This is a genomic window from Streptomyces albireticuli, from assembly GCF_002192455.1.
Lineage (GTDB): Bacteria > Actinomycetota > Actinomycetes > Streptomycetales > Streptomycetaceae > Streptomyces > Streptomyces albireticuli_B.
Genome location: NZ_CP021744.1, coordinates 554,947 through 578,963 on the forward strand (window position 1 = coordinate 554,947; position 24,017 = coordinate 578,963).

General features: G+C 74.0%; 16 protein-coding genes. 11 read left to right on the forward strand and 5 right to left on the reverse strand.

Translation table 11 applies throughout. The features are described from left to right. The first annotated feature begins 122 nt into the window (after positions 1-122). The 5 genes from SMD11_RS02460 (at position 123) to SMD11_RS02480 (ending at position 6,076) form a co-directional block, all read left to right on the forward strand. Positions 123-1,181 carry a methyltransferase gene (locus SMD11_RS02460; protein ID WP_087924833.1) on the forward strand — a complete coding sequence of 353 codons (1,059 nt, stop codon included), beginning with the start codon at positions 123-125 and terminating at the stop codon, positions 1,179-1,181. A 179-nt stretch (positions 1,182-1,360) separates the two neighbouring features. Beyond that, positions 1,361-4,312, forward strand: coding sequence for a BTAD domain-containing putative transcriptional regulator (locus SMD11_RS02465; RefSeq protein ID WP_418952402.1), 2,952 nt, complete (start codon positions 1,361-1,363; stop codon positions 4,310-4,312). Positions 4,313-4,642: 330 nt separating this feature from the next. Continuing rightward, positions 4,643-5,146: a hypothetical protein gene (locus tag SMD11_RS02470; RefSeq protein ID WP_087924835.1), complete on the forward strand. Its 504-nt coding sequence runs from the start codon at positions 4,643-4,645 to the stop codon at positions 5,144-5,146. 1 nt (position 5,147) lies between these two features. Beyond that, entirely contained in the window at positions 5,148-5,606 is a 459-nt protein-coding gene (locus SMD11_RS02475) for a hypothetical protein (RefSeq protein WP_087924836.1), read from the forward strand. 83 nt (positions 5,607-5,689) lie between these two features. Next, complete coding sequence (locus SMD11_RS02480; protein ID WP_087924837.1) at positions 5,690-6,076, forward strand: peptidoglycan-binding domain-containing protein; 387 nt, start codon at positions 5,690-5,692, stop codon at positions 6,074-6,076. 37 nt (positions 6,077-6,113) lie between these two features. On the opposite strand, the gene SMD11_RS02485 is transcribed toward SMD11_RS02480, so the two are convergent. From SMD11_RS02485 to SMD11_RS02505, 5 genes are all read right to left on the reverse strand, one after another. Further along, entirely contained in the window at positions 6,114-6,368 is a 255-nt protein-coding gene (locus SMD11_RS02485) for an acyl carrier protein (protein WP_324614678.1), read from the reverse strand. 44 nt (positions 6,369-6,412) lie between these two features. Further along, a complete protein-coding gene (locus SMD11_RS02490; protein WP_234365857.1) occupies positions 6,413-6,940 on the reverse strand; it encodes a hypothetical protein in 528 nt (175 codons plus the stop codon). Between the two features lie 3 nt (positions 6,941-6,943). Beyond that, positions 6,944-7,486 (reverse strand): SRPBCC family protein, encoded by a 543-nt coding sequence (locus tag SMD11_RS02495; RefSeq protein WP_087924838.1) that lies wholly within the window; start codon positions 7,484-7,486, stop codon positions 6,944-6,946. A 1-nt stretch (position 7,487) separates the two neighbouring features. Beyond that, complete coding sequence (locus SMD11_RS02500) at positions 7,488-8,759, reverse strand: aspartate aminotransferase family protein (RefSeq protein WP_234366334.1); 1,272 nt, start codon at positions 8,757-8,759, stop codon at positions 7,488-7,490. A 163-nt stretch (positions 8,760-8,922) separates the two neighbouring features. Further along, positions 8,923-10,560 (reverse strand): aldehyde dehydrogenase family protein, encoded by a 1,638-nt coding sequence (locus SMD11_RS02505; protein ID WP_234365858.1) that lies wholly within the window; start codon positions 10,558-10,560, stop codon positions 8,923-8,925. A 322-nt stretch (positions 10,561-10,882) separates the two neighbouring features. Here SMD11_RS02505 and SMD11_RS02510 point away from each other — a divergent pair, with 322 nt between their 5' ends. From SMD11_RS02510 to SMD11_RS02535, 6 genes are all read left to right on the forward strand, one after another. Then, positions 10,883-11,314, forward strand: a complete 432-nt coding sequence (locus SMD11_RS02510) for a hypothetical protein (RefSeq protein WP_159395192.1) — start codon at positions 10,883-10,885, stop codon at positions 11,312-11,314. Positions 11,315-11,391: 77 nt separating this feature from the next. Next, positions 11,392-11,907: a hypothetical protein gene (locus tag SMD11_RS02515; protein ID WP_159395193.1), complete on the forward strand. Its 516-nt coding sequence runs from the start codon at positions 11,392-11,394 to the stop codon at positions 11,905-11,907. Positions 11,908-11,942: 35 nt separating this feature from the next. Further along, complete coding sequence (locus SMD11_RS02520) at positions 11,943-12,392, forward strand: hypothetical protein (protein ID WP_087924842.1); 450 nt, start codon at positions 11,943-11,945, stop codon at positions 12,390-12,392. Between the two features lie 131 nt (positions 12,393-12,523). After that, positions 12,524-15,829, forward strand: a complete 3,306-nt coding sequence (locus tag SMD11_RS02525; RefSeq protein ID WP_159395194.1) for an AfsR/SARP family transcriptional regulator — start codon at positions 12,524-12,526, stop codon at positions 15,827-15,829. A 98-nt stretch (positions 15,830-15,927) separates the two neighbouring features. After that, on the forward strand, positions 15,928-16,386 hold the full coding sequence (locus tag SMD11_RS02530; RefSeq protein ID WP_087924844.1) for a MarR family transcriptional regulator: 459 nt from the start codon (positions 15,928-15,930) through the stop codon (positions 16,384-16,386). 247 nt (positions 16,387-16,633) lie between these two features. Then, positions 16,634-23,998: a LamG-like jellyroll fold domain-containing protein gene (locus SMD11_RS02535; RefSeq protein ID WP_234365859.1), complete on the forward strand. Its 7,365-nt coding sequence runs from the start codon at positions 16,634-16,636 to the stop codon at positions 23,996-23,998. Positions 23,999-24,017: the final 19 nt, after the last annotated feature.

Sequence of the window (24,017 nt, forward strand, 5' to 3'; positions counted from 1 at the left end):
GCTTACCTAACTGCGCGGTGGCGGCATCCTGCCGCCGACCTTCGGCATGCCACGCGCACACCCGGGCATGCCGCGCGCAGGTGACGGGGCGCCGGACGGCGCCACGACGAAAGGGGGCGCACATGACCGGGGCGGGAAACGACGAGGAGCGTGTGACGGCGGGCTGGCACGAGCGCGGCACCGTGGCACGGCTGGCCTTCGGGCAGATGGGCACACAGCTGCTCGGGACCGCCGTACGACTGGAGATCTTCGACCGGATCGGCACGGGCGAGCGGACGGCCGACGGCCTCGCCGACGACCTCGGCACCCAGCTGCGGGCCACCCACCGGCTGCTGCGGGCGCTGGCCGGGATGCGGCTGCTCACCGAGACGGCCCCCGGCACGTTCACCACCACCGCGGCGGGGGACCTGCTGCGCTCCGACACCCCGGACACCATGCTCTCCATGGCCCGGATGTTCACCGACCCGGCGATGCTGCGCGGCTGGGACCTCCTGGAGGAGAGCGTACGGACCGGGCGGACGTCCTTCGACTCGGTCTTCGGCACCGACTTCTTCGGCCACCTCAAGGCGCACCCCGAGCTGTCCGCCGAGTTCAACACGGCGATGAGCCAGGCCACGCGGCTCCTCGCCGACGCCCTCCCCGGCCACTACGACTTCGGCCGCTTCGGCACCGTCGTGGACGTGGGCGGCGGCGACGGCACCCTGCTCTCCGCCGTCCTGCGCGAGCACCCCGGCACCCGGGGCATCGTCCACGACACCGCCGAGGGCCTCGCCCAGGCCGCCGCGCGGTTCGCCCGCGAGGGCCTCACCGACCGGACCGCCCTGGAGACCGGCGACTTCTTCGCCTCGGCCCCGGCGGGCGGTGACCTCTACATGCTGAAGAGCGTCATCCACGACTGGAACGACGAGCAGTGCACGACCATCCTGCGGCACATCAGGAAGGTCGTCCCGGCCGACGGCACCCTCCTGATCATCGAGCCGGTCCTGCCGGCGACCGTGTCCCCGGAGGCCCCCGACCTGACGTACCTCAGCGACCTCAACATGCTCGTGAACGTCGGCGGCAGGGAGCGCACCGCGGCGGACTTCACCGAGCTGTGCGCGGGCGCCGGGTTCCGGGTCGACAGCATCACCCCGATGCCGCCGCCGAACGTCTTCCAGCTCATCGAGGCGAAGCCGGCCTGACGGGAGGGGCCCGCTCGCGCGCCCGGGCGCGCTTCCTGCACGAGATGACCGGGAATGGACCGGACGGGAACCCTCCGGGCAGGACAAGATCAGGGGGATGGGCCGGGCCGGCCGCCGACGGCCGGCGAGCGCGGCGGCCGGCCCGGACCGGCCCCGTCCCCCACCCCCTGGAACCACTCGTGACCGACACCGCATCCGACGCCCCCGGCCGCGCGCCGGTGGCGGCCCCCGGACGACCGCGGCTCCTCTTCTCCGTGCTCGGGCCCGTGCGGGCCCGGCGCGGTGCGGAGCTCCTCCACACCGGTTCGCCCCAGCAGCGCGCGCTCCTGGCCGCGCTGCTGCTGCGCGGCGGCCGCACCGCCACCGCGGCGGAACTCGTGGACGCACTGTGGGGCGAGGAACCACCCCACGCCGCCCTCGCCGCACTGCGCACCTACGCCTCACGACTGCGCAAGGTCTTCGGCCCCGACGCCGACGCCCTCGTCAGCGAATCCGGCGGCTACGCGATACGCGTCGGCGAAGGCTGCCTCGACACCGACCGGGCCGAACACCTCGCCACCGACGCGGAAAAAGCCCGCGCCACCGGCGACCGCCCCCGCGCCCGCGACCTCATCAACGAAGCCCTCGACCTCTGGGACGGCGAACCCCTGGCCGGACTCCCCGGCCCCTTCGCCGAAACCCAGCGCACCCGCCTCGAGGAATGGCGCCTCACCCTCCTCGAATCCCGCCTCGACCTCGATCTGGAGGTCGGCGCCCACGCCGAGGCCGTCTCCGAACTCACCGCCCTCACCGCCGCCCACCCCCTGCGCGAACGCCTCCGCGAACTCCTCATGCTCGCCCTCTACCGCAGCGGCCGCCAAGCCGAAGCCCTCGCCGTCTACGCCGACACCCGCCGCCTCCTCGCCGACGAACTCGGCGTCGACCCCTGCCCCGAACTCTCCGAACTCCAGCAGCGCATCCTCCAGGCGGACACCGACCTGGCTGCCGTACCGGACCCCTCCCAGGGCCACGCCTGCCCCTTCGTACGGCCCGCCCAGCTGCCCGCGCGCGTCGCGCACTTCACCGGCCGCGCCGGCCTGGCGGCCGGGCTCCGGGCGCAGCTGACCGGCCCGCGCGGCGGCGCGCCCGCGGTTTCGGCCATCGCCGGGATCGGCGGCGTCGGCAAGACGAGCCTCGCCGTCCACGTGGCCCACGCCGTCCGGCACCACTTCCCGGACGGCCAGCTCTACGCCGACCTCCAGGGCGGCGGGCCCGGCCCGGCGGAACCCGACGCGGTGCTCGGCGCGTTCCTGCGCGCCATGGGCACGGCCGACTCCGCGATCCCCGGGAACGCGGAGGAGCGCGCGGCGCTCTACCGCTCCTTCCTCGCGGACCGCCGCGTGCTCGTCGTGCTCGACAACGCCCGCGACGCCGCCCAGGTCCGTCCCCTGCTCCCCGGGGCGGAGGGGTGCGCGGCGCTCGTCACCAGCCGGGTCCGCCTGTTCGACCTGGAGAACGTCCGCCTCGTCGACCTCGACGTGATGGACCCCGGCGAGGCGCTCGCCCTCTTCACCGGCATCGTCGGCGCGGAACGGGTGGGTGTGGAGCGCGAGGCGGCCCTGGACACCGTCGCCGCCTGCGGCTTCCTGCCCCTGGCGCTGCGCATCGCCGCCTCCCGGCTGGCGGCCCGCCCCACGTGGACCGTCGCCCACCTCGCCCGGAGACTCGCCGACGAGCGCCGCCGCCTCGACGAACTCCACGCCGGCGACCTGGCCGTGGAGGCCACCTTCGACCTGGGCTACCACCACCTCGAACACGGGCAGGCCCGCGCCTTCCGGCTCCTGGGCCTGCCGGACGGGCCCGACCTCTCCCTCCCCGCCGCGGCCGCCCTCCTGGACCTGGACCCCGACGCGGCCGAGGACGTCCTGGAGTCGCTCGTCGACACCTCGCTGCTGGAATCCACCACCCCGGGCCGCTACCGCCTCCACGACCTCCTGCGCCTCTACGCGCGCGCCCGCGCCGAACGGGAGGAGCCGCCCGCCGAGCGCGACGCCGCCATGTCCCGGCTCCTCGACTTCTACCTGGCCACGGCCGCGCGGGCCTACGCCGTGGACCGGCCGGGCGACCGGCTCGGCACCCACCTGGAACCGGTCCCGGTGCCCGGCCTCACCTTCCCCGGCAGCCGTGCGGCGACCGACTGGCTCCTCACCGAGGTCTCCTGCCTCCTGGCCTGTGTCCGGCAGCAGGCGTCCGGCGACACCCTGCGGCGCTCCGTCGACCTGCTGTTCGTGGTGAAGGACCTGGCCGAGAACGGCATGGGGCGCAGGCTGTACGGGCAAGTGGCCGCCGCCGTCCTGACCGCCGCCCGGGACACCGGCGACCCGCGGGCCGAGGGCCGCGCGCACACGATCCTGGCCTACCACCACGGCCTGACCGCGCGGTTCGCCCGGGCCGAGGAGCACGCCCGGCAGGCCGTGCGCCTGGGGACCGTCACCGCGGACCCGCTGGCCCTCTGCCAGGCGTCGAACCTCCGTGGCTCCCTCGCCACATGGCTGAAGCGCCCCGAGGAGGCGGAGCGGCACCTCGCGACGGCGCTGAGGGGGTTCCGCGCCGACGGGAACCTCCCGGGCGAGGCCAGCGCCCTCAGCAACCTCTCCCGCGCGCACCTGGACATGGGCCGCCCGGCCCTCGCGGCGGAGCTCGCCGGGCGGGCGCTCGCCCGCTACGAGGCCGCGGGACCGTCCTGGCGGCGGGCCAACGCCCTCTACGCCTACGGCATCGCCCTGACCGAGAGCGGCCGCCCGGAGGAGGCCGTGCGGAGTCTCGCCGACGCGCTCGCGGTCTTCCAGGCGGGCCGGCAGCGCTGGTGGGAGGGGATGACGGCCTGGCGCCTCACCGTCGCGCAGCTCGCGGCCGGCGACCCGGCCGCGGCGGCCCGCCACGCCGACCTCGCCCTGACCGTCCTCCGCGACCTGGGCGACGACCTGCGGAGCGCCCACGTCCTGACGCTGCTGGGCCGCGCGCTCGCGCGGATCGGGCAGGAGGGGCGGGCACGGGCGTGCTGGCGGGACGCGCTCGCCGCGTACGAGCGGCTGGGCGCGGCGGAACGGTCGGAGGTCCGGGAGCTGCTGGCGGAGCGGTCCTCGCGATGACCGCGGCGGACCGCCCTGACCGCCCTGACCGCCCTCGTCCGCAACCCGCGCGGGCACCGGCGTCTCCTTGCGGGCGGAGCTGACCGACACCGACGGCAACACCCTCACGCAGACCGTCACCGACGCGTACCGCACCCGGTGACCCGCGGGTGAACGGCGCCCGGGGACCGGCCTTCCCCGGCCGTGCCCCGGGCCCCGGCACCGACTGAGGGCCCGTCAGCGGGATGTCAGGCAGGCTTCACACCGCCCTGCCAGTATCGGTCCCTACCGGGCGGCCGCGGCCGACGCCCCGGCAGCCGTTCGTGTGTCGCCGAATCACCAGGAGCGGACATGGCTGTCAGACGTGAAAGACACGGAACCCGCGCACCGGGCCGGCGCGTCCGCCGGGCCGCGGTCGTCGCCGCCGTGGCGGGGGGCGCGGTGCTGCCGGTCGTACCCCCCGCCTCCACGGCCTCCGGGGCCGCCGCCGGGCCCGTGGCCGCCGACACCTGCCAGGTCCGGCCCGACGCGCGGCACACCGACTGGACCCCGATGAACTTCCTCGGCGACGTGGTGTGCCCGCACAACCTCGTCAACACCCGGGTCCAGTCGACGACCCAGAGCCCCGTCAACGGGCGGATGGCCTTCTCGCCGAGCTGGTTCGTGTGCTGGAAGCCAGGGACCCCGCAGCAGGGCAGTGACATCTGGTACTACACGCAGGCCGACAGCGTCTCCGGCAACAAGCGCACGAAGGGCTGGGGTTACCTTCCGGCGGCCGAGCTACAGGTGACGAAGCACCCGGTCCCGGGGCTGGCGCGGTGCAGTTGGTCGGCCCCGACGGCTTCCGGAGGCTGAGATGGACCTGACCGGGAAGCGCCGGGCACACGGCCGGAAGGCGTGGACGGCCGCCCTGCTGTCCCTGGGGATCCTCGCCGTCGGCGCCCCCGCCGTGGTGGCGGAGCCCGCCGGCGGGACGGGCACCGCGGCCACCTGCGGGCTGCGCAACCAAAGGCACCAGGACAACCTGGGCAACACCTTCACCCTGGACCTGTTCTGCGACAACCTCGCCACGGACGTCCTCGGGCGGTCCGCCTTCAACGCGCCGGTCACCGGCAGGCTCAAGCTGTCGCCGAGCTGGTTCGTGTGCTGGACGGAGGGCGAGGCCCCGCCGGGCCAGACCAAGATCTGGTACTACACGCAGGGGGACGAGGTGGTGACCCAGCCCGGCCTCAAGGCGTGGGGGGTCGTCCCCGCCCGGGTCGTGCAGACACCGCGGCACCCCTACCCGGGTGTCCCCCGGTGCGCCTGGGTCTGACCGGCCCGCCCTCGTCATCGGACCCCGGGGCCCGCACCGGGCCCCCTCACCCCACCGTCCCCCACAGTCCGGGAGATCCCGTCATGACATCAGGACGACTCCACGCGCTCGTCACGGCGGCCCTGCTCGGCAGCGTGCTGTCACTCGGCCCGGTACTCGGGCCCGGAGGCGACTCCGCGACCGCGCGCGCCGCGCCCTCCGCGCGGGAGCAGGTGCGCAACGGCGTCAACGGCGAGTGGCGGCTGTGCCCCTACACCGGCACCCACCCGGAGCTCGGCAAGGGGCACGCCAACGACGCGGTCGGGCACGCCCAGTGCGTCCTCAACAAGGTCTACGGCTACCGGAACGTGACCGTCGACAAGATCTTCGGCGAGGCGACCCTGGCCGCCGTCAAGGACTTCCAGCAGGCGGTCGGGCTGACCGCCGACGGGTTCGTCGGCCCCAACACCTGGGCCGCCCTGCACCCTTGACCCGTACGGCCGCCCGGCGATCGTGCCGGTCCCCCGGTCACGAGGACCCGGCCGCGGCGCTGCGCTCCGCCATCAGGCGGGCGACGGCGCCGACGGTCGGGGCCTCGGCCAGGTCGTCCTCGCTGATCCGGATGCCGAGCTCCGTCTCCAGCACGAGGGACAGCTCGACGAGCGCGAGCGAGTCCAGCTCGATCTCCTCGGGCGTGGCGTCGTACGTGATGCGGTCCGGGTCCACGTGCAGCTTGCCGGCCAGGATGTCCCTGAGCCGTTCGTACAGCGCCTCGTAGCGCATCCGGCGTCCTTTCGACGGTGGTGGGGAGGGAACCGGGGGCAGGGTCACGGGTTGGCGCCGACCGGCCGCCGGCCCTCCGGGTCCTTCTTCTTGTCCTTCTTGCCGTGCTGCGGGACGGCGCGGGCCAGCAGCGGCCCGTGCAGCCCGCCGAGCAGCTCGCGGTAACCGGGCTCGGGTACGGGCTCGAAGTGCATGCCGAAGGGCTTGTAGAAGTTGCCGAACAGGCCGCGGTCGCCGAAGAGGTGCCAGGGCAGCAGCAACAGCGCCCACTCGGGGCCGATCAGCCAGATCCACAGGGCGGCCACCGCGCCCTGGGTGACCAGGCTGTGCATGGTGTTGTAGAGGACGTAGTAGACCTTGGAGATCTCCTTGTCGGGGCTGCGGCGGTAGGCGATCGCGCCGGGGAGGTAGCCGATGAGGTCGATGTAGAGGAACAGCGCGACGGCCACCCCCCAGCGGATCTCACCCGCGTGCGCGATGATCAGACCGGTGGTGACGGCGAAGCCGACGAGGTATTCCGCGCGGTGCAGCTTGGCCGTGGTGGGGGTGTCGAAAGGGTTTGCCTGGTCCATGACTCATCCCTCGGGGGTGTTCTCGGTGTTCTCGTCCGTGTCCCCGGCCGCCGCGGACCCCACCGGGGAAACGTTCCTCCCCGGCTGCCGGGGCGGCAGCGGCTCCTGGTGCGTGACGTCCAGGAAGAGACCGGTCACCGCCCAGGCGACCGTCTCCTTGATGACGCGCTCCGCGATGGGGTCGAGGATCCCCTCCATGCTGGGGATGCCGAAGTCGAACTCGGCGTCGAAGCGCACATGGACGTCGTCGGCGTCCTGCCGCAGCTGCCACGTGCCGCGGAACTCGTCGAAGTCGCCGTACGTCTGCTCGAACCGGATCCGCAGCGCCCCGGGGTCGAAGAACTCCTCCTCCGACCACGACAGCAGCCCGCTGCGGAAGTACAGCTCCCAGCTGGAGCTGCCGCCCTCGCCGGGCACGCTGCGGTGCACGGTCGTCGCCCGTACGTGGGGCGCGAGTTCGGGGTAGCGCTCCCAGGCGAGCAGGGCGTCGAAGACCTCCCGGGCCTTCTCGCCGCGCACCGTCGCCTCCAGTTCCACACGCCGCATCTCAGCGACCGCCTTCCGGCATCGTCGTCGCACCCGAGCGCAGGGCGCGGCATGCCTGGTCGAGGGAGCCGAGGAGGAAATCCGCCTCGCCGTCGGTGAGCGTGGCGGGCGGGGTGAAGCGGACGACCGAGCTGCCGATCATGGAGTGGTTGGCGATGACCCGCCGGTTGAAGAGCTCCATCAGCAGCTCGCCGGCGAGGCCGGGCTCGGCGAGCTCGACGCCGATGAGGAGCCCCCGGCCGCGTACCTCCACCGCGAGCCCGTCGCCCAGGGTGTCCTCGACGACCTCCTTGATGCCCGGCAGGAGGCGTTCGCCCAGCACCCTCGCCCGGGTGATCAGGTCCTCCTCGCGGATCGCCTGGACGACACCCTGGACGGCGGCCATGAGCAGCGGCTGGCCGGAGAAGGTCGAGGTGTGGATGTAGGGGTCCTTGTCGAAGGGCCGGAACGTCTCGCGGGTGGCGACGGTCGCCGAGACGGGGACGATCCCGCCGCCGAGGGCCTTGCCCGCCAGCAGGATGTCGGGCCTGACGCCCTCGATGTCGGCGCCCCACCAGTGGCCGAGGCGGCCCAGGCCGGTCTGGACCTCGTCGAGGACCAGCAGCCCGCCGTACTCCCGCACCAGCGACTCGACGCGGCGCAGATAGCCGTCCGGCGGGACCACGACGCCGCCTTCCCCCTGCACCGGCTCCACCAGGACGCAGACCTCGCCGGGGTGGCCGGCCAGCTCCTTCTCCAGGGCGTCGGCGTCACCGTAGGGCACGTGCGTGACGTCGGCGAGCAGGGGGCGGAAGGGCGCCTGGTAGACCTCCTTGGCCGTCGCCGACAGCGCGCCCAGGGTCTTGCCGTGGTAGCCGCCGGACATGGCCACGGTCCGCCTGCGCCCTCCGGCGCGGGCCAGCTTGAGCGCGGTCTCGACCGCCTCGGCGCCGGAGAGGCTGAAGTGCACGCGGTCCAGCCCGGCCGGCGTCACCGAGACCAGGGCCTCGGCGGCGCGCGCCACGGTGGGCTCCAGCAGGATGCGGGTGGCCGTGGGGTGCGTGCGCAGCTGGCGCAGCACGGCCTCCGTGACCAGGGGGTGGCGGGCGCCGGTGATGAAGACGCCGTAGCCGCCGCAGTTGAGGAAGCTCGCGCCGTCGGAGGTGCGCAGCCAGGCCCCTTCGGAGGCCACTTCCATATGGCCTCCGAAGAGTTCGGCCAGGGTGGCCCGGCCCTTGCTGAGGTGGGCGCGGTAGAGGCGCAGGACGTCCTGCTCGGTCCCGGCGTGCGGCAGGTCCTCGGTCCGCGCCGCGCCGGGCGGGTGGGTTCGGGGGTGGACTTCGGTCACTGACGGTTCCCTTCAGGGCAGGAGGGGTGGGCCGCTCCCGCAGGGGCCGCCTCCGTACGGTCCCGGCCGTACGGGCGGCTGCCGTGCGGGGCGCCGGGGGGCGCGCCGCTCAGCCGCCCCACAGGTCGCCGAAGGCGGCGCGGCGCGGGTCGGTGCCGGCGCTGACGCTGACCCCTTGCAGGTGCGAGGTCTTGAGCATCGGGTAGTTGGCCTCGCCGAAGACGCCTCCGGTCAGGCCGGTGCCGCCGTGGCTGGGCAGGTAGGGCAGGAAGCCGATGTGGGAGTCGTTGACCTTGAGCAGCCCGCCGTTGCGCACCCGGCGCAGGAAGGTGTCGACGACCTCGTCCGAGCGGGTCCACAGGGAGTTGCGCAGCCCGTGCGCGCCGGCGTCGACGAACGCGAGCGTCTCGTCGAGGAGCGGGCCGTCGTCGCCCGGCCCGACGGAGACGACGGGGAGCAGCGGGAAGAACGTCTCCTGCTGCACGGCGTCGACGCGCCGGGCGGCGGCCAGGCCGTCGACGCGCAGGACGGTCGGCTCCAGGAAGACACCGGTGTCCGAGCGGGTGCCGTCCAGCTCGGTGCGGTGGCCGCCGCACACGAGCGCGGCGCCGGCCTCCCGGGCCTGGTCGAGCAGGGCGAAGAACCGCTCGCTGCGCCGCACCGGGGAGAGCAGCACGCCTTCGTCCTCGGGGTGTCCCGGCCGGACGCGGGCGGCCTCGCGGGCGATGCGCCGGGTCAGCTCGTCGGCGACGGCCTCGTGGACCAGGACGCGGTTGGGCGCCATGCAGATCTGCCCGGAGCCGTAGAACGCCTCGCAGGCGGCCCGGGCGGCCAGGTCGAGGTCCGCGTCCTTCCAGACGGTGATCGTGTCGTTGCCGGCCAGCTCCAGGATGGGCTTCTTGCCCTTGGCGACGCACCGCTGTTCGAGGCGCAGGCCCTCCTCGCAGCCGCCGATGTAGAAGATGTCGTCGACCAGGGGGCTGTCGACCCAGAGGTCGAGCGTGGAGCCGGGGTTGCCGCAGACGACGCCGAGCGTGCCCGGCGGGGCGCCCATGTCCTCCAGGAGCGGGGCGACGAGCTCGCGCATGACGTACATCGTGCTGAGCGCGATGCTGCGCGGCGCGCGGACGACGACGGCGTTGCCGGCCATGAGGGCCAGCACGGCGAGCGCGGCGCTGGGGGCGGGGGCGTTCTGCGGCGGGTTGAGGCAGACGACGCCGTCGGCGACGCGGCGGACGATCAGCCGTCTGCCGCCGTGCCGGAACTCGGTGTGCATCTGCCGGCGGTACCAGTCGAGGCTCTCCTCGGCGTAGACCGCCAGCAGGCAGCTCAGCTCCCAGCGTGCCAGCTTCAGGGGGTGTGCCTCGGCGGTCAGCAGGCGCAGGAACTCGTCCTGGTGCCGCAGGAGTTGATCGCGGAAGGCGGCGCCCAGTTCCATGCGGCGTTCCAGGGGGACGGCGGCCCAGGCGGGGGCGGCCCCGGCGGCGGCCTCCAGGGCGCGGGCGTTGTCCCGGGCGGAGGCCACCGCGACGCGGCCCACCACGTACGGGTGGTCCGCCGCCGTGGAGTGGGGGTCGCGTTCCAGCTCGCGTTTGAGGGAGACGCTGGCGAAGACGTCCTCCAGGAGGGAGCGGGACGTGACGGTGTAGACCCAGCCGGTGCCCGGGACGTCCTCACCCGCGAGATAGGAGAGGTAGCTGCGTAACGGATGGTCCCGGGCGGCCGGTGGTGAGGGTGGGGCCCACACCGGCCGGTTCCGGGATCCGTCGGCTTGCGTTCCAGAGAAAACCATCCGTCGACGCCCCCAGACCTGCGGCTCGCTGCCCGTGTCCGGATCCTTACACGGTCATCTGACACGCGGCTGACAAGGCCGTCAGAGGGATGTCAGCCGTACGGGCCACACTGGGCCGGGTCCGCGCCGGATCCCTGTGCCCGCCTCGTACCGTCCGGAGGAAGAGCCCGGAGGAAGAGCCTCGTACCGCCCGGAAGAGAAGGCGCCCGGAAGAGGAGTCAGGGAAGAAGGAACCGGAAGAAGCCGGCAGGGGGAAGAAGACGTGGGAGTGACGACCATGAGCAGGTCACGGACCTGGACGGCGGCCACGGTGTCGGCCGCGGCGCTGGTCCTGGGCGCCGCGCTGCCCGCGTCGGGCGAGCCCAGGACGGCGAGCGCGCCGTGCGTGACGCGTGAGGGTGTCGAGCACGTCGACTGGACGGGCATGTGGTTCGACCACGACGTGGTGTGCGACAACTCCCCCAGTGAGCTGCGCCTTCAGACGTACCCGACGAGCCCGGTGGTGTCGAGGCTGCTGTCCACCCGGAGCTGGTTCGTCTGCTGGAAGACCGGCGATCCGCCGCCGGGCGGCAACAACTTCTACTACTACACACAGGGCGATGTGATCGTCGACCGGCCGGGGGCGAAGGGCTGGGGCTATCTGCCCGGCCATCTGCTGCACGTGGACAGCCATCCGGCGCCCGGCGTGCCCAAGTGCCGGTGGGCCTGACCGGACCCGGGCGCCGGCCGGGCCGGCGGGCGGGGAAGCGAGCGTCACCGGGCAGGAACGAAGGAAGAGGAAGGCACGTGAAAACGACAGCGATCAGGCCCGGCCGACGGGGCTGGACGGCCCTCGCCATGTCCGCCGTCAGCGTCGCGGCGCTCGCCGGAGCGGTTCCCGCGGCGGCCGCCACGGCGGGGGACGGCGCCGCTCCCGGCGCGTCCGGCCCACGCGGCATCTGCCAGATCCGGAACGGTGTCTCCCACACCGACTACGCGGGCAAGACCTTCACCAAGGACCTCTACTGCGAGAACGTCGTCGCCGATGTGTACGCGAAGTCCGAGAACTACGCCACGGTGGTCGGCAAGCTCGTCTCCACCCTGAGCTGGTTCGTGTGCTGGGAGACCGGTGAGCTGCACGCCGGAAAGAACCGCGTCTGGTACTACACGCAGGGCGACCGCATCCTCAACTGGCCGATGCGCAAGGGCTGGGGGTACGTGCCCGCGTACCGGCTGACCACCACGGTCGACCCGTTCCCCGGCCTGCCGCCCTGCGTACCGTCCATGAAGGCCGCGGAGGCCGTGCGGGACGGCCACCGGTGAGGCCGCCGGGAAGGGCCGCGCACCGGGGCGGGGCGGTGGCCGCCGCCCTCGCGGCGACGGCCGCGCTGTCCGCCACCCCGGCCACGGCGGCGAGCACCGCCGCGGACGCCACCGCCCCTGCCGCCTCTGCCGCTCCTGCCTCCGGATCCGCCCGTACCTGCTACATGCGGGAGAACAGCCCGCACGCGGACACCCTCGGCAACTCCTTCACCAAGGACCTCTACTGCGAGAACGCTCCCGGCCAGCTCTACGGCCGGGCCGCCTTCCTCGCCCCCGTGACCGGCCTCCTCAAGACCACCACCAGCTGGTTCGTGTGCTGGACGCTCGGTGACCCCCACCCGGGCGGCAACAGCGTCTGGTACTACACCCAGGGCCAGGAGACCGTGCAGATCCCCTCGGTCCTCGCCTGGGGCAGCATTCCGGCCAACTACCTGTGGACCGACAAGGACCCGTACCCGGGGCTTCCGCGCTGCCCGTGGCGGTAGCGGGCACCCCAGGGCCCGTACGGTCACCACCCGGCCGCCTGGCTCGAACGGCGCTGTCCCCGGCGCGCGAAACGGACTTACTGTGCTTCCAACACCTCGTGCGCGCTGTCGTGGAGGGGGGTGGCGCAGTGGTGACGGAGTTGCGTTTCCGCCTGCTGGGACACATGGAGGTGTTCCGGGGCACGACGCCCGTCCCGCTCACGGCCGGAAAGCTCCGCGTCCTCCTCGCCACCCTGCTGCTCGGAGCCAACCGGACCGTGCCCTTCGACACCCTCGTCGACAGGCTGTGGGGCGAGAACCCGCCACCGTCGGCACGCAACACGGTCCACGTCTACACCATGCGCCTGCGCCGCGCCCTCGGCGACGGACCGGACGGCACCCCGCTCGTGCGCACGAGACCCAACGGCTACGCCCTGGAGGTCGCCCCGGGCCGACTGGACGTGGCGGCCTTCCACGAGCTGCTGGAACGGGCCCGCAAGGCGCACACCACGGGTGACGCGGTGGAGGAGTCCGCCCTGCTCACCGAGGCGCTCGCGCTGTGGCAGGGACCGCCGCTCCTCGACGTCCCCTCCGACTCCCTCCAGCGCGGCGCGGCTCCCCGGCTGGCGGACGAGCGGCTGCACGCCCTGGAACGCTGGGCGGAGGTCGAGCTGCGGCTCGGCCGGCACGCCGAGATCGTCGGGGAGCTCGACGCGCTGACGCGGGAGCACCCCCTGCGCGAGCGGCTGTGGGCCGCGCTCATGCTCGCCCTGAGCCGGTCGGGCCGCACGGGCGAGGCGCTGGCGGCGTACCGGCGCGTGCGCAGGCTGTTCCGCGACGAGATGGGCATCGACCCGGGCGAGCACGTGGACCGCGTGCACCAGATGGTCCTGACCGGGAACGCGGTGTCCGGCAGGGCGGAGCCCCGGGCACCGGGCACCGGGCGGGGCCCCTGGGAGGTGAAGCCCTTCCAACTGCCCCCGGCCCCGCGCTGTTTCGTCGGCCGGGCCGGCCCGGTCCGGTCCCTGGCGGAGCTCCTGGCCCCGCGGGCGTACGGGCGCGGGGGCACCCCCGGCGAGGCCATGCCCGTGGGCATCGTCACCGGCCAGCCCGGCGTGGGCAAGACCACCCTCGCCCTGCACGTCGCCCACCAGGTCCGGGCCCGCTTCCCGGACGGCCAGCTCTACGTCAACCTCCAGGGCCACTGCCGCGCGGCCCCGCTGGCACCGTCGGTGGCCCTGGGCCGGTGCCTGCGCGCGCTGGGCCTGCCGGCCCACCAGGTGCCGGCCGACGAGGAGGAACGGGTCGGCCTCTACCGCAGCCTGCTCGCCGACCGGCGGGTGCTCGTCCTGCTCGACGACGCCGCCGATCCGCGCCAGGTGCGGCCGCTGCTCCCCGGCGACCCGGGCTGCGCGGTGATCGTGACGAGCCGGGACGACCTGCGCGGGCTGTCCGCGATCGAGGGCGGGCACCGGCTCCGGCTCGCCCCGATGACCGACGAGGAGTCGGTGGCCCTGCTCACCGGCCTGCTCGGGCCGGCGCGGGCGGACGCCGAGCCCGGGGCCGTGCGGGCCCTGGCGGCCGAGTGCGCGCGGCTCCCCCTGGCGCTGCGGATCGCGGCGGCGAACGTCGACGCCCTGCCGCAGACCCGGGTGGCGCACTACGTCGACGTCCTGCGCTCACGGGGCCGGCTGGCCCACCTGGTGTCCCCGGGTGACGAGGAGGCGGCCGTGCGGGCGGCCTTCGACCTGTCCTACCGGAGGCTGTCGGAGCCGGCCGCGACCCTCTTCGCGCGGCTGAGCCTGGTGCCGGGCCCGGACTTCGCCGGTCCGGCGGCCGGGGTGCTGATGGACCGCTCCCCCGCCGGGGCGGGGCCGCTGCTGGACACGCTGGTCTCGGCGAACCTGGTGTCCGCCGGCAGCGGTGGCCGCTTCCGGATCCACGACCTGCTGGGCGAGTACGCCGCGGCGCGGGCCGAGGGCGACGCGGGCGCCCCGGCGGCGCGCGCCCGGCTCTTCGCCTTCTACCTGGGAACGGCCCGCGCCGCCGCGGAGCTCCTCCGCCCCCGGGCCCGTAGACCGCCGCCGCCCGCGCCCGCCGCGCCCGCCGCGGCCGGCGGGCCGGTACGGCCGATGGACGAGGCGGAGGCGCTGGACTGGCTGGACAGCGAGCTGCCGAACCTGGTGGCCTCCGCGCGCCGCGCGCTCGACATGGGCACCCTCGCCCACGCCTGGCGCCTCGCGGACGCCCTGCGCGGCTACTTCACGTCCCGCGGGCACGGCGCCGAGGGGCTCGCGGTGTGCGACGCCGCGCTCGCCGCGGCCCGCCGGGCGGGGGACGAGCGCGCCGAGGCGTCCGTCCTCGGCCTCATGGGCGACATCCACTTCCTGTTCAGCCGCTACGAGGAGGCCGACCGGTGCCACAGCCGGTCGCTGGAGATCAGCCGCCGGACCGGTGACGTCTCCGGGCAGGCCGACAGCCTCTTCAACCTCGGTCTGGCCAACGTCCACCTGGGCCGCCCCGGGCACAGCATCCGCTACCAGGAGGAGGCCCTGACGCTGGCCCGGCGGGCGGGCGACGTCGACGCGCAGGCGCTGGCGCTGCACCACATCGGGATCGCCGAGCTGCTGTCGACCCGGCCCGGCCTCGGGCTCCGCAGGCAGGAACAGGCCCTCGCCCTCAGCCGGCGCGCGGGCAACGGCGCCACGCTGTGCCAGGCACTGGCGGGCACCGGCATCGTGGCGTGGTTCCAGGGCGACCTCGCCGCGGCGCTCGCGGCGTTCTCGGAGTGCCTGGAGCTGGCCCGGCGCCTCGGGAACCCGCACCTGGAGAACAACGCCCTGTCGCACCTGTCCGGCACCCGCTGCGACGCGGGCGACTACGAACAGGCCGCCACCGACGCCGGCCAGGCGATCGGCCTCAGCCGCTGGACCAGGGAGAGGGTCCACGAGGCGGCGGCGCTGGAGGCCCTCGCCACGGTCCGGCGGTGCACCGGGGACACCACCGCGGCGCTCACCGACTACCACCGCGCCCTGGGCCTGGCCCGCGAGATCCACTTCGGCTACGGCGAGGTCAGGGTGCTCACCAGCCTGATCGAGGCCTACCGGGCGGACGGCCGGCCCGCCCGGGCCCTGTACTACGGCCGGCAGGCCCTGGGCCGGATCCGGGCGACCGGACTGCTCCTCTCCCGGACCCGTGCCTTCGCCGGCATCGCCCACGCCCACCTCGACCTCGGCGACGAGCCGCGCGCGGTCCGCTACGCCGAGCGGGCGCTGGAGCTGGCGCGGCGGCACGGCCAGCGGCTCGTCATGGCCAGGACCCTGTACGTGTACGGCCTGGCGCAACAGGCCCTGCACGGACCGGAGGCCGCCCTCCCGCACTGGCGGGCGGCGCTCGCGGTCTTCGAGGAGCTCGGCGTCCCGGAGCGCAGGCGGCTGGGCGAGCTCGTCGCGGCCTGAGCACCGGGCCCCCGCGCCGGCGCTCCTTGACCCCAAGTCCGCTTGAGGTCCTACCTTGATCATGTCCAAGTGATCGTTTTTGAAGGGGGACCCTCGCCATGGAGTTCAAGGAGTACACGCAGGAAGAGCTCGTCGCCCAGCCCATGGGCTCGTGGACCGGCCAGGCGTACCGCCTGATCGTGGGGGCCCTCCGCGCGGAGCTGGCCGTGGAGGACCTGACCCAGCCGCACTGGTGGACGCTCAACCACGCCGCCGGGGCGCCCGGCACCTGGACCCGCGCGGCGCTCGTCGAGCGGCTGACGCCGTACGACGACCTCGGGACCGACTTCGACGGCGTCTTCGACGACCTCGTCGCGCGTGGCTGGCTGACGGAGGACGGCGGGGTCCTGACGCTGACGGAGGCCGGGGAGGCCGGACGGCTGCGCGCCCGGGACCGCAACGCGCGGGTCCACACGCGGATGCGTGAGGGCGTCGACCCGGCCGAGTACGCGAGGACCATCGACGTCCTGCGCCGCATGGTCGCGAACCTGGGCGGGAACGGCAACCTGCCGGAATAGCGGGAGCTGACGGGTCGTGAGGGGACCCGGTGATGGTGAGGCGTGCCGCCGGAAGGGGGCGGCACACCTCACATCGCCAGGGGGTGACGACCTCACCACCCCCTGTATTCGGACGCCTTGGCGAAAACCGTTCCTTGACGCGGAATTCACGCCGGTAAATCGTGGGTCGCTGCGCTCGCGAAGGGGGAGCGGCGCAGGTCAGCGGGGTCACCCCGCCCTTCCCGTATGTGATTTCCGAGGAGACGCCTTGTCCGGCGAGCAACACCTGTCCAAGGTCTACAGCGACCGCTCCTATGCCCACACCACCACCGTGCGCCACCAGGGCACCACGGTGGCCCTGGCCATGGACGACCAGCGGCGGCTCGTGTACACCGTGCTCGACCTGAGCCGCCACGACGACGCCAAGGGCGAACTCGACGCCGCCTACTGGTCGGAGAACCCGCTCCCCCTGCGTTTCCCCGCCGAGACGACCGATGTGGGCTTCGCGGTCGCCGGCGCCACCAGGATGCCGGTCGTCAAGCGCGGCGGCCGGGTCGAGGCCGCGCCGGACGAGCGCCTGGGCGAGGAGGAGGTGGACCCGTTCCTCTCGACGACCGCCCGGCTCACCGCCCTCGCGCCCTTCCACGCGCTGTCCGACGGGACGCACATCGTCGTCCTGCGCCAGTCCGTGGGGGCGGCGCACCCCGACGCGGTCCACAAGCTGGCCGACGGCGGCTCCTCCGGCGACCCGGGCCGCGCGGACTACGCCGTGGACCGTGACGGCGCCAAGGTGCCCCTGGTCGCGGGCACCCTGCTCCTCGACCGCTTCCTGCTCGTGGGGGGTGAGCTCAAGCCCGTCCTGGAGGCCCGCTACCGCCGCAGCCGGCACAAGAACCGCCCCGACTCGGCCAAGGACAGCCTGGGCACCACGGACATGGAGGGCCGCCCCTTCCACGAGCCGACCCAGGAGCTGTCGTTCGTCCGCCACCTCTCGGACGGCCGCTTCACCGCCCTGCTGGTCCCCACCGCCGTCCACGGGCGGCAGCGCTGGCAGATCTTCGCGCACAACGACGCCACCGGCCGCGTCGACTCCTTCAACGTGGAGCAGGGCCGCGACGGCCTGTTCAACCTCCAGGGCACCCAGGCGTGGACCAGCCCCGACCCCGCGTACCGCGACGCGGTGTACGAGAGCGGGCCCGGCACCTGCCCGTTCACCGGACAGCCGCTGATACCCGTGGTGAGCACGGAGGGGCACGCGGAGACCGCGCTGGCCTTCGGCGAGGACGAGGGCCACGTGCGCGTCGCGGCGGCGCCGGAGCTCGCCGGCCGCGACTTCACCGTGGAGTTCTGGGCGCGGCGCACGGCGACGGGCCGCGAGGAGTTCCTCGTCGGGCACGGCGACGAGGCGGGTGCCCACCGCCGGTCCCTGCACATCGGCTTCCGGGGCGACGACAGGTTCGTCTTCGGCTTCTACCAGGACGACTTCGACACCGACGCGCGCGGCGACGACACCGCCTGGCACCACTGGGCCTGCGTCCACGACCACGCCACCCGCCGGCAGTCCGTCTACCGCGACGGCCAGGAGGTCGGCACCCGCACGGCGGACGGCACGTACGCCGGGGAAGGCCCGCTGCTGCTGGGCAAGGCGCTCTGGCTCGGCGGCGCCCGCGCCGAGCTGGACGAGGTGCGGATCTGGGACCGCGCCCGCACCGCCGAGGAGCTCAAGCGGGACAAGGGCGTCCGTCTCATCGGCAACGACGCCGGGCTCGTCGCCTACTACCGCTTCGACGAGGGCTCCGGCACCCGTCTGCACGACCAGACCGACCGCGCGCGCCACGGCGAGCTCGTCGGCGGCCCGAAGTGGGTGACCTCCGAGGCGCCCGTCGGCGACCACCCGGGCGTGCGCCGCGACAGCTTCGCCGTCGCCGGGCGCGCCACCGTCTCCGGTCTGTCCGCCGTCCTCTACCACCAGCAGGAGGAGACCGCCGTCGGCTACGGGCAGGAGCCCAAGCCGGCCAAGCGCCAGGCGCGCGTGCTCCTGTCGTACGCCACCTCCGGCCCCGACCCGAGGACCGGCGCCGCCACCGGCGACGCCTGCCTCGCGACCGTCGACTTCGGCGTCGGGCGCGACGGCCGCCTCGCCCAGGTGCCCGACGAGCTGGCGCTGCCCGTGCTGGCCGCGCCGGAGGCCAGCGGCGACGTCGAGGCGATCAGCCAGCTGGACGCGCGGGTACGGGAGCTGGACCGCACGGCCGCGGCCAAGGAGACCGAGATCGCGCGGCTGGCGCAGCAGACCGCGGACGCCCAGCAGGCGCGTGAGGAGCGCGACGCGCTCAAGAGCCGGCTGGACGGCAACGTGCTGGCGTGGTTCTGGCGCGTGCGGTTCAAGCAGCGGCGCGACGGCCAGGACCTGTACCTCACGGTGTCGGGCCGGCTGGAGAACGGGACCCCGCTGATCAGGACCACGGACAAGGACGACGCGAACGCCGTGTGGCACTTCGTCGACCACGGTGGCACCCACGACGGCTACCCCGTCTTCTTCATGATGAACGAGGCCGGCGGGCTCGACGTCCACGTCCGCGACGAGAGCCGGGACAACGGCGCCGAGCTGGTCCTGTGGCGGCGCAACATCAGGGGCTGGAACAGCCACTTCATCGTCCGCGACCTCGGCGACGGCTACTCGGCCCTCGTCAACCGCTACAGCGGCAAGGCGATCAGCGCCCTCGACGGGATCAACCGCGACCGGGTGGTGCAGTACGACTTCGGCACGGCCACCGCCGGCGGTGAGGCGGCGGTCGTCATGGAGCGGGTCCGGCCCCGCGGGTACGACTCCGAGATCCAGAGCCAGCACGACCGTCTCACGCTCGCCGAGGCCAGACTGCGCGAGGCCGACGCCGGCCAGGAGCGGATCGACCGGCTCCGGCGCGAGCTCGCCGTCGTCCAGGCCGAGCTGGCCGCCGGTCGCGACGAGCTCGCCCGGCTCACCGGCGGCCTCAAGGGCGCCGACGACATCGCGCTGCCGATGCCGCAGCTCTCCGTCGACCGCACCGGCCTCAGCTGCGCCGGCGCCCTGCTGGAGTTCGCCCGCGGCGCCGACCGCCCGTACCTGCTGGACAGCGCCACCGGCAGCGTCGTGCTGTACTTCCGGGGCGCCGACGGTCAGTTCTTCGCCACCTATTACGACACCCTCGTCTCCCGTGCCACCCGGCGGTTCGCGGGGCCCGACGGCACCGCGATGACCTTCGCCGCCCGCGACGCGGGCACCGACCTCGCCGGCCTGGACATCCTCATCATGGACGTCGGCGACGCCGGCCTGTGCGAGCTGACGATCCGGCGCGGCGAGGAGAGCGAGATCTGGCGGCGGCTGCCGCGCCGGGCCGCCGACTTCGCCGCGATCGTCAACGGCGCGGCGGGCCAGGCGTACGACTACGCGGGGCAGGCCGGGAGCAACCGCCCCGGTGTGCCGCTGTCCGCGGGTTCCCGGCTCCTGGTCGTCGACGCGGGCAAGGCACAGGAGGTGCCGCTGGGCGCCGTGCCCGACCTCGTCACCGGTCACGGCCCCCGCTGGCGTGCGGACAAGCCCGGCCGGGCGTACGCCTTCGACGGCCGGCAGCACGTCCTGACCATGGACGAGCGGCTGGACCGCGTCGCCACGACGGGCGACCTGACCCTGGAGGCGTGGGTCAACCCCGAGCGGGTACGTGGCGCGGCCCGCGTCGTCCACGCCAACACCGGCGACCACCCGTACACCCTCGGCCTGCTCGCCCCGCCCGCGCCGCCCGCGACCCCCGCGCTGTCCTTCGACGGCAAGAACGGCATCGCCGTCACGGAAACGCAGCTCGACATGTCCTCCAGCGACTTCACGGTCGAGTTCTGGGCGCGGCGGCCCGCGGCCCCCGACGGCCGCCCGCAGATCGTGGTCGGGCACGGCACGTCGCACGCCGCCGAGAGCTCCTCGCTGCACATCGGCTTCCGCGGGGACGGCGCCTTCACCTTCGCCTTCTACGGGGACGACCTCGACACCGAGGAGAAGTACACCGACACCGCCTGGCACCACTGGGCGTGCGTCTTCACCAAGACCTCCCGTGAGCAGGTGATCTACCGGGACGGCGCGGAGGTGGCCCGGCGCACGGCGACGCGCGAGTACCGGGGAGGCGGCCCCTTCAGCTTCGGCAGCTCCCACGCCGGCTGGATCCCGGACTACGCGCGCGTCGAGATGGACGAGGTCCGGCTGTGGGCCACCGCCCGTACCGCCACCCAGATCCGTGAGCGGATGGGGACCCGGCTCAAGGGCGACGAGGACGGCATCTGGGGCTGCTGGTCCTGCGCGGGGCCGGCTTCCGGGCCCGACGGCAAGCCGGTCGTCACCGACCGTTCGCCGCAGCACTACCCCGTGACCCTGCGCGGTACCGTCACCACCGCCACCGCCCCCGAGGTGCTCACCGCCGGCGAGACCCCCGGCTACCGCATCGTCGCCGCCGTCGGCGACCGCCTCACCGCCACCCGGGCCTCCTTCCCCCTGCGCGAGTGGACCCACCTGGCCGCCGCCTACGAGCAGTCGTGGGCGGTCGAGCTCGCCGACGGGGCGTTCCTGGAGGTGCCCGACAACGACGCGCTCGACGTCACCGGCGACCTCACCGTGGAGGTGTTCTGCCGCGTCGACGCCCTGGGCACCCCCCAGGGCCTGCTCTCCAAGGGGCGCGCCGCCGACGGGGCGGGCGGCAGCGTCCCGTACCGGCTGCTCGTCCTGCCCGACGGGCGGCTGGAGTTCGGCTTCGAGGAGCCGGACGGGAAGCTCGTGCGGTTCACCTCCACCGGGAGCCTCACCGCCGGAACGTTCCACCGGATCGCCGTCGTCCGTAAGGGCGGCCGGTCGATGCAGGAGCGCAAGGGCTCCAAGGAGATCACGGCGGCGGGCGCCGACGGCAGGCCCGTCCGGCAGACCGTGGAGCTCGTGGAGTCGGTCGACCTCCAGGAGTGGCAGGACATCCGCTTCTTCGTCGACGGCCGCGAGGCCGGCACCGCCCGCTACGAGGGGCCCGGCCCCAAGGGCAACACCGGCACCCTCGACCTCGGCCGGGTCCGGGACGGCCTGGAGACGCGCGCCTTCACCGGCGTCGTCTCCGAGGCGCGGCTGTGGGGCGTGGCCCGCGACGCGGCCCAGCTCGGCACGCCGGTCTCGGCGCGCGACCGCGGGCTGACGGCGCACTGGCGGTTCGAGGAGAACGCGGGCAACACCGCGGCCGACGCCACCGGCTCGCACGCCGCCCGGCTGCGGGGGGCCCGCTGGACGGCCAACCCCGACCCGCGCGGCAGCCTCTTCCGCCTCTACCGCAACGGCGTGTCCGTCGCCTGCGACCCGCTGGACGGCGAGGACTTCGCCGGCTACGGGGACACCGCGCTCGCGCTCGGCGCCCGGCTCAAGGACGGCAAGGCCGACCAGCCGTTCCACGGCGTCCTGGAGGAGGTGCGGATCTGGCGCACCGCCCGCACCCAGGAACAGGTCCTCGACAACCTCTTCACCCGGCTCAGGGGCGAGAAGGAGGACCTGCTCGCCTACTGGTCCTTCGACCGGGCCTCCACCGACGAGACCGCGGACCTCGTGCGCGACGAGGGCCTGCGCGGCAACCACCTGACGCTCCGTGCCACCCCCGCCCGTCCGGCCGCCGTCCTGTCCACGGCCCCCGTCTCCAGCGACACCGCCCAGGTCCGCTCCGCCCTCGCGGCGATGCGCACCCCGTTCCACGAGAAGCTCTCGGGCTCGCCGGCCGTCGCCGAGTACGCCGACATGCAGTACACCGTCAAGGGCGAGGCCTTCGGCGTGCTCAAGCGGGCGTACGGCTATCTGCGCGACGGGCGCTGGCACCTGGTCACCGGCTACAAGGTCGGCGACCTCGTCAGCGAGTGGGTCAGCCAGGTGCAGTTCGACCCGCAGCTGGTCGGCTACGTGGAGGGCGCGCCTCCGGTGCCGTCGGAGAACCTCACGCCCAACACGGTCGACCCCGACCGCGCGACCTACGACGGCGTCGCCTCGGTGGAGTTCACCCAGGCCGACCAGGTCGTCCACTCGCTCTCGTCGGCCAAGGAGCGCAGCGTCGACGCCGCGTTCGACTTCGCCCTCTCCAACGAGGTCGACGTCGACATGTGGATGATCGCCGCGCCGCTGGGCTTCGGTGTCGCCAAGTCCATGGCGAAGGCCAGGGTGTCGGTGGGCGTGCGCGGCAGCCTGGAGTTCTCCAACAGCTGGGCCGACGAGACGGCCGTGTCGCAGGGCGAGAACACCGCCCGGGCCATGAAGGTCGACCTGTCGGGCAGCTGGGAGGACCCGCTGAAGCCGCTCAACGCGGCCGTGGGCCGCCGCTACGTGCCGGTGAACACCGGGTTCGCGGTGGTGCAGTCCCAGACCGCGGACGTCTTCGCGCTGCGGCTCGCGCACAGCGGCACCCTGGTCGCCTACCGCATCCAGCCCAACCCGGACATCCCCAAGGACTGGAACGTCGTCCCCTTCCCCCTCAACCCCCGCTACACCAAGCAGGGCACGCTCGACGGCACGGTCGGCTTCGACGAGCGCGGCAGGGTCCTCGACCCCGACTACGCGGGCGCCCGCGAGCAGGGCGAGTACAGCTACTACAAGCCGCGCGAGGCGTACGCGATCAAGCGGCGGATCCAGCGTGAGCAGCAGCGGCTGCGCGGCTACTACGAGTCGGTGTCCACCGAGACCCACGCACCCGACCCGACCGCCGAGCGGGCGGGCCGGGTGCTGGGCGGCGCGATCGGCGGCGACACCTCGCCCGGCAAGGGGCGGGAGACCGCGGGCAGCGCCACCGGCGACGGGTTCTCACGCCGCGACCTGGTGAACACCTACGTCTGGACGGCGGACGGCGGCTTCTTCGCCGAGACGACGGAGACGACCGACGCCGTCAGCGAGACGACCTCCGGCTCGTACGCGCTGTCCGGCTCGGTGGGCGCCTCCGTGGGCACGTCCTTCGATGTGATGGGCATCGGGGTCAACGCGCAGCTCGACGCCTCCCTCGGCGGCGGCATGTCCGTCACCCGGGCGCGCGGCAAGGAGGCGACGCGGTCCTTCGGGCTGAACGTCACCTGCGCGCCGTCGGGCAACGTCCAGCAGTACGACGCCAACCGGAAGCCGGTGTTCGACGCCGACGGCAAGCCGGTCAACGCGCCGGGCAAGGTGGACGCGTACCGGTTCCTCAGCTTCTACCTCGGCGAGGACACCGAGCACTTCGACACCTTCTTCCACAAGGTCGTCGACCCGTCCTGGCTGGAGAACGGCACCGACCCGAACGCGGCCGCGCTGCGGCAGGCCCGTCAGTCGGACCGCAAGCCGCCGTGCTGGCGGGTGATGCACCGCGTCACCTTCGTCAGCCGGCTCCTGCCGCCGGTGGCCGCCACGGACGCCGCGCCGCTGGAGCGGGCGATGCGGCAGCTCGACGTGGAGAGCAACTACGAGCTCGTCCGGCGCCTCGACCCCTACGTCAAGGGCGCGGCCACCGGGCTGCCCGAGCTCACCGCGGCCGTGCGCGCGGCCCTGGCCACGCACCTGCCGGAGCTGAGCCCGCACGCGGACCACGTGATCGGCTTCCTCGCCCAGTACTACGGGGTCGAGGGCTGATCGTCAGGTGTCCGGGCCG

Coding starts and splice junctions, on each gene's coding strand:
- SMD11_RS02530 (WP_087924844.1), top strand. CDS start 15,928: ATGGAGTTCAAGGAGTACACGCAGGAAGAGCTCGTCGCCCAGCCCATG.
- SMD11_RS02475 (WP_087924836.1), top strand. CDS start 5,148: ATGGACCTGACCGGGAAGCGCCGGGCACACGGCCGGAAGGCGTGGACG.
- SMD11_RS02460 (WP_087924833.1), top strand. CDS start 123: ATGACCGGGGCGGGAAACGACGAGGAGCGTGTGACGGCGGGCTGGCAC.
- SMD11_RS02510 (WP_159395192.1), top strand. CDS start 10,883: ATGAGCAGGTCACGGACCTGGACGGCGGCCACGGTGTCGGCCGCGGCG.
- SMD11_RS02485 (WP_324614678.1), bottom strand. CDS start 6,368: ATGCGCTACGAGGCGCTGTACGAACGGCTCAGGGACATCCTGGCCGGC.
- SMD11_RS02490 (WP_234365857.1), bottom strand. CDS start 6,940: ATGGACCAGGCAAACCCTTTCGACACCCCCACCACGGCCAAGCTGCAC.
- SMD11_RS02480 (WP_087924837.1), top strand. CDS start 5,690: ATGACATCAGGACGACTCCACGCGCTCGTCACGGCGGCCCTGCTCGGC.
- SMD11_RS02495 (WP_087924838.1), bottom strand. CDS start 7,486: ATGCGGCGTGTGGAACTGGAGGCGACGGTGCGCGGCGAGAAGGCCCGG.
- SMD11_RS02470 (WP_087924835.1), top strand. CDS start 4,643: ATGGCTGTCAGACGTGAAAGACACGGAACCCGCGCACCGGGCCGGCGC.